Here is a 1,925-nt window from a genome sequence, read left to right as displayed (position 1 = left end):
CTGGACCGGAGTCGCCGCGCAACCAACCCCGCCAACTTTACTGTCGACGGCGCCGTCAAGCAAGGTGTCAAGTTGACTTGGGTACGGAGCAAGAACTACATGAAAATAATGTTTCGCTTGAAGGACCTCTACCGCCGTCGGGCGGTGGCATTAAAAGAAGCCCACAACAAAACCGCCAATGCCATCCTGGCACTGGGTAATCAGGTTTATGTGGAGGACATGGATTTCCGTGCATTGATGAAGCGGGCTAAAGAAACGACCGTCAACAAGAACGGGCGGTTCAACCGCAAGAAACGCTATGGCAAGTCCATCGGCTATCATGCGCCGGCCATGTTGGTCGGCATCGTGAAGCAAAAAGCACCCCAAGAAGGGGGTGCGCTGTACGAGGTGGATACCTTTAAATTTCGTGCCAGCCAGTATAACCACGTAAACGATACGTATATCAAAAAGACACGTGATGAACGTACGACCTTTGTTGCCGGGCAGCTTGTCCAACGGGATCTGTACAGTGCATTCCTCCTGAAAAACAGCCAACCGACACGCAACGAGACTGACCGCACAAAATGTAGCGCGACGTTTGCTACCTTCATGGCGCACCACGACACCTGCATCCAGACACTCTGCCAATCAACCGGACGCCAGTCCTGCAATTTCGGACTGCGAGATTTTCAATTAGCTTAACAAATGTAAATAGCAACCAAAAGGTTCAGCTGTGAGCCTTCAACGCGAATGGTGCCATCGGGCGCCTTTTTGAGAAAGTCTAAGGGCTTTTGGGAATAGAACGGAAATAGAAAAACGACATCTCCACTTTTTTGGAAATATCGCCAGTACGGTCCGTGACGTCCCAACAGCCCTTGGAACCCCCTGGATTTATCCATGGGGAGCAGTCAGATTCGGATATATACCGTTACAATAGAGATAGTAGATACAACAATTTAGGGGGATAAAATATGCTGACAATCGGATACATCGGAAACGGGAAAAGCACAAACCGTTATCATCTGCCGTTTTCTTTATCAAGAAGCAACATCAAAGTCAAAACAATCTATAGCCGGAATCCAGAGAAAAGTGATTGGGAAAAAATCGAGGGCATCCACTACACCGGGAATATTGCGGATGTGCTGGATGATGATGACATCCAGTTGGTGGTCGTCTGCACGCATACGAATTCTCACTACGAGTACGCCAAACAAGCTTTGGATCACGGCAAAAATGTACTGGTTGAAAAACCGTTCATGGCAACTTCCGAGGAAGCGGCAGCCATTTTTGCATACGCGAAAGAAAAGGGCTTGCTGGTCCAGTGCTATCAGAACAGACGCTACGATTCGGACTTCCTGACGACGCAGAAAGTCATCGAAAGCGGCAAATTAGGCGATCTGTTGGAAGTTGAGATAGCAATCGATTATTATCGTCCGGAAATTCCCTTGTCGATCGACAGCTTCACCAAGGATACAAGCTACCTGTACGGAATCGGCAGCCATACTATCGATCAGGTCCTTTCCTATTTCGGCAAGCCTGACAAAATCCATTATGATGTGCGGCAATTATTGGGGCCGGGTCGGATGAATGATTACTTCGATTTGGATTTCCACTATCAGAATCTGAAGGTTTCCATCAAATCCAGCTTCTTCAGGCTGAAGGAGCGTCCGAGTTTTGTCGCTTACGGGAAAAAGGGCATGTTCGTGAAACAGACCCGAGACCGCCAGGAAGAGCATCTGAAGCTGTTCCACATGCCGAACAATTCCGATTTCGGTGTCGACCTGCCGGAACATTACGGGGTTCTGACGTACATGGATGATGAAGGCGTCTACCATGAAGAGAAAGTTGTCTCCGAAAAAGGCGATTACGCCAGAGTCTATGACGATCTGTACAACGCAATCGTGAACGGTGCGGAAAAAGTCACCAAGGACGAAGAAACCCTGCTG

At 48.7% G+C, this 1,925-nt stretch carries 2 protein-coding genes; both read left to right on the top strand.

Going from position 1 to position 1,925, the window contains the following annotated elements; all coding sequences use genetic code 11:
• On the top strand, window positions 1-681 hold a 681-nt coding region (locus WBV27_RS00320), incomplete at its 5' end, for a hypothetical protein (protein ID WP_424198427.1).
• A 269-nt stretch (window positions 682-950) separates the two neighbouring features.
• Window positions 951-1,925 (top strand): Gfo/Idh/MocA family oxidoreductase (locus tag WBV27_RS00315; RefSeq protein ID WP_424198425.1); only part of this gene is annotated, 975 nt, incomplete at its 3' end.

This window comes from Trichococcus sp. (genome assembly GCF_049589555.1).
Taxonomy (GTDB): domain Bacteria; phylum Bacillota; class Bacilli; order Lactobacillales; family Aerococcaceae; genus Trichococcus.
Note: the sequence above shows the minus strand (reverse complement) of the source record. Positions and strands in the feature narration are given on the sequence as shown.